The organism is Geobacillus sp. (assembly GCF_017515625.1).
Lineage (GTDB): Bacteria > Bacillota > Bacilli > Bacillales > Anoxybacillaceae > Geobacillus > Geobacillus stearothermophilus.
In genome coordinates, this window is record NZ_JAFWFM010000126.1 from 1 (window position 1) to 4,026 (window position 4,026).

Here is a 4,026-nt window from a genome sequence, read left to right on the forward strand (position 1 = left end):
CAGGCATGACCTGCGTCGTTGGGTAGTTGTCAACCTGCCCTGATGCAACCCCAAGTCAAGGAAGGAGGACGAAGTCCGCTTGTACTTCTGGGGAGTTGCAAGCCCCCACTTCAAGCGTTAGCTAAGTGGGGGTAGTTGACACAGCCCATACGCCAGCCGGTCATCGCAAACCGGCAGGAATCGTGTTCATCCCCCATTGCCCCTTTCAATGGGCCGGTTGATCACGTCAGCGAAGTGAGCACAGCCGGCAAGGCATCCACAACGTCCGACGCCAATACATCCCAGGACGAATGACCGTGTTGAACAAGCCAATCAGCAGCCTTTCCATGCACGAACACTGCATTGCTCACCGCCGGCTGCACCGCCTCGTGCTGCAGCAAAAACGCCGCCACGATGCCCGTCAACACGTCGCCGCTCCCGCCTTTCGCCAAGGCCGGATTGCCGGTCGCGTTTACATATTGCGCCCCGTCTGGCGCCGTCACAATCGTATACGGCCCTTTCAACACGACATAGACGCCATATTCCATCGCCAGCCGCTTCGACACGCCAAACCGGTCGCGTTCCACCTCGCTGACCGGGCGGCGAAGGAGGCGCGCCATTTCCCCCGGATGCGGCGTGATCACCGTCGGCGCGCTCCGTTCGCGCACCAGCTCGGCGTAGTCGTCCCAAAAAAACAAGGCATCGGCGTCGATGACAAGCGGCACCGGCTGGCGCACAAGCTCATTGACCAAGCGGCGAACCCCTTCCGTCCGGCCCATCCCTGGGCCGACCGCGATCGCATCGATCTCAAGCCCGTCCCAATCGGCCGCGCCGGCAAACGCGCCGCCCTCGGCCGGCCATAATCGACACATCGCCTCCGGCACGCGGTTGGCGACCGCCTCATACATCGCTTCCGGAACGGCGATCGTCACCAGCCCCGCCCCGCTGCGAAGCGCCGCCTTCGCGGCGAGTGTCACCGCGCCGGCCATCGCCTTGGACCCGCCGACAATGAGCAGCTTGCCGTACGTTCCTTTATGCGATGACCGTGTTCGCTTCGGCATCGTCCGCACCACATCGCTCTTTTCCCACAAAAACCGAGCAGCCGCCTTCGCCTGCACCGCCGCCGGCGGAATGCCGATATCCACGACGGTGAGCTCTCCGTAATAATCGGCCGCCGGGAACGTGTACGCCCCAAGTTTCGGGCATTGCACCGTCAGTGTCGCATCAGCGCGGACCGCCATGCCGGCTTCCCCACCGTCCGCCGGCACCCCGCTCGGCACGTCAATCGCATAAACGACCGCCGGCGAACGGTTCACTTGCTCGATGATTTCCTTATATGGCGGACGTACGTCCCCTTTGACGCCGATGCCAAGCAAGGCGTCAATGATGATGTCATAATGCGGCAAGAGCGCCGCCAACTCCCGCTCTTTTCCTTCATAAGCGATCCATGCATAACCGGACTGCTCGTACACCTCAAGCGCCGTGCGCGCCGCCCCTTTCACCTTTTCCTTTGGCGGAACGAGCCAGACATCGGTTTCATAGCCATAACTTTTCAACATGCGCGCGATGACGAACCCATCGCCGCCGTTGTTGCCCGTGCCCGCGAGCACCGCCACCTTGGCAGCGGGCGGAATCCGCTTCTTCAGCGCCCAAAACAGCGCCTGTCCGGCGTTTTCCATCAACGAGTCAGCGCTGATGCCGATCCGTTCTGCCACTTCCCGGTCAATGGCGTACATTTCCTCAGCCGTTACGATCGGAATCATATACGTTGCCCCTTTCGATTGTTCTTCCCATACATATAGGTTGACCGTTCGGTTGACTTCGGCGTAGAAAAGCTCCGTTTCCCCATCGATAATCGCCGTCTTGTCGGGAAATTTCCTCGCATTGCGGGCAAGCAGCTCTGAAATGTTCAACCATCCGATCCCTCCCATTGCCGCAATCGCTGTTCAAAATCGGAAAGCAGCGCTTCCATCTCCGCCTTCAGCTGCAGCAAATCCTCAATCCGCTCGTTCACCTCCTTCAATTTCCGCCGCCCGTATTCGACCGTTTTTTCCAGCTGTTTCTTCCCCGTTCGGTCCTCATCAAACAGCGAAATCATCTCATGAATCTCGTCAAGCGAAAAGCCGAACCGTTTGCCGCGCAAAATGAGCTTGAGCTTTGCCCGCTCCTTTTTCGTATACAGCCGCTGCCCTGACTCGGTCCGGATTGGGGAGAGCAATCCGCGTTCTTCATAATAGCGGATCGTCCGGGTGCTCACATCAAACTCGTGCGCCAAATCGGAAATGGTGAAATAGTGCATGGCCATCCCTTTTATAGAAGTAATATTATGAATTTTATTTTAATTGACGTTGACGTAAAAGTCAACGAATATGAAAGCAAAGAAACAGTCATCCTCCCCCTTCTCCGTGTCCATTCTCTCCGCCATCCAACCATCAATATGGAAAAAATGGATCTGGGAGTCGCCGGCGAAAGGAGAGCATCCCGAGCCAATGCAAGGAAAGAAACAATCAACCGAACGCTCGAGTCATAAACACTGGAACGCTTCCCCATCATTCACGGCGGAAAGAAGCGAATCGAGCAGCATGATGCTCGTCGATATACTGCCGATCACCGTCGATATCTTGGCCAAATAGCCATGACTAAAGAAAAAAAGCCCCCGTCTAGGGAGCCGTTTCCTCACCCGCCCGCCCCGGTGTAAAAGCGCAAGGCAAACCGCCAAAAGCGGCGGGAAGCCCATAAAAAGAGCATAGCCACAGCCAAAGCCGCCAGCACCGCAGCCATGCTCCATTTCCCAAGCAGCGCCAAAGCCGGCGTATTGGTGATCAACACCGCCGGCAGAACGTACGTAATCACGAAGCGCACCGCGCCGCGGTACATGCTGCCCGGGAAGCGGGCCGTATCAAAAAACGAATCGAAAATAAACGACAAATCATCAATGCGCACCACCCAAAACGACGTCGTCATGAGGATCATCCATAACGAATAAATAAGCAAGAGTGACGCGGTCATCACGACGAAAAACATCAAGACGTCCGCCGCCGACGGCACGTAGCGTTCGACATACAAGCCGTAGCCGATGACGCCAAAGCCAAGCGCCACATCGATCAACCGCCAAAAGACAAGGTGGCGGAAGCTGACGTAAAACATGCTATCGACCGGTTTCGTCAAAATATAATCGAGCGTGCCGCGCCGGACATGCTCAAGCAAACGCGGCATGTTCGGCCGAAGCGCGAAATCGATCCATCCGCGCAGCGTATTAAAAACGCCGAGCAGCACAAGCACTTCCCCATACGTCCAGCCGCCTAACCGGTCCGTCTGATAAAAAAAGATATGGATCGTAAGCAGGGCGATGCCGAGACCAAAAAAGCTGGCGATGAAATTGCCGAAAAATTCGCTTCGATATTCCAATTCCTCAACCAAACAAGCACGGAAAAACTCGCGGAACACCCGCCCATACCGCCGCATATTCACCCACCTACCGCCTGGTTTTTTCGCATTCCTGCTTTCCAAAGCCACTGCACCCCCGCGACAAACACGGCCATCCACCCGACCGCCACCGCAAAGCCGCGCGCCAACTCTCCTCCATCCGCCGCCCCGGTGGCGATTTCAATCGGAAAACTGATCATATAGCGGAACGGCAGCCATTCGCTCCATTCGCGAAGCGCCGGCGGCAGCATTTCCAGCGGCGCGATCCGTCCTGACAAAAACAACGAAATGACGTCGATCACCCCGTACACCGCCGCCACCTTTGTGACCCAAAACGCGAGCAGCCCGCACGAGTAGCTCAACAAAAACCGAAGCGCCGCACCCAATACGACCGCCGCCAAAAACAGCACCGCTTGCCCTGCCGTCATATGCGGGCGAAGCGGCGGCCAAAACACCGCCCCCACCAGCCAAACCGGCGCTAAAATGACGGCAAACAGCCATTTGTAAACGATGTTTTCCGCAATCGCCCAATGGATCGGATGAACCGGCCTAAGCAGCAAATTCGAAAACGTCCCTTCGCGAATTTCACGGTCGAGCTCCCATACATCCCACGCGCTCGTC

General features: G+C 57.2%; 4 protein-coding genes. All 4 read right to left on the reverse strand.

Going from position 1 to position 4,026, the window contains the following annotated elements:
* Window positions 1-221 precede the first annotated feature (221 nt).
* Window positions 222-1,742: a bifunctional ADP-dependent NAD(P)H-hydrate dehydratase/NAD(P)H-hydrate epimerase gene (locus tag IKE44_RS07835; RefSeq protein ID WP_049625430.1), complete on the reverse strand. Its 1,521-nt coding sequence runs from the start codon at window positions 1,740-1,742 to the stop codon at window positions 222-224.
* A 146-nt stretch (window positions 1,743-1,888) separates the two neighbouring features.
* Window positions 1,889-2,278, reverse strand: a complete 390-nt coding sequence (locus IKE44_RS07840; protein ID WP_025950097.1) for a MerR family transcriptional regulator — start codon at window positions 2,276-2,278, stop codon at window positions 1,889-1,891.
* A 377-nt stretch (window positions 2,279-2,655) separates the two neighbouring features.
* The gene (locus IKE44_RS07845) at window positions 2,656-3,444 is read right to left on the reverse strand and encodes an ABC transporter permease (protein ID WP_033016600.1); all 789 of its coding nucleotides are present in this window, start codon (window positions 3,442-3,444) and stop codon (window positions 2,656-2,658) included.
* Between the two features lie 2 nt (window positions 3,445-3,446).
* On the reverse strand, window positions 3,447-4,026 hold a 580-nt coding region (locus IKE44_RS07850), incomplete at its 5' end, for an ABC transporter permease (protein WP_287465531.1).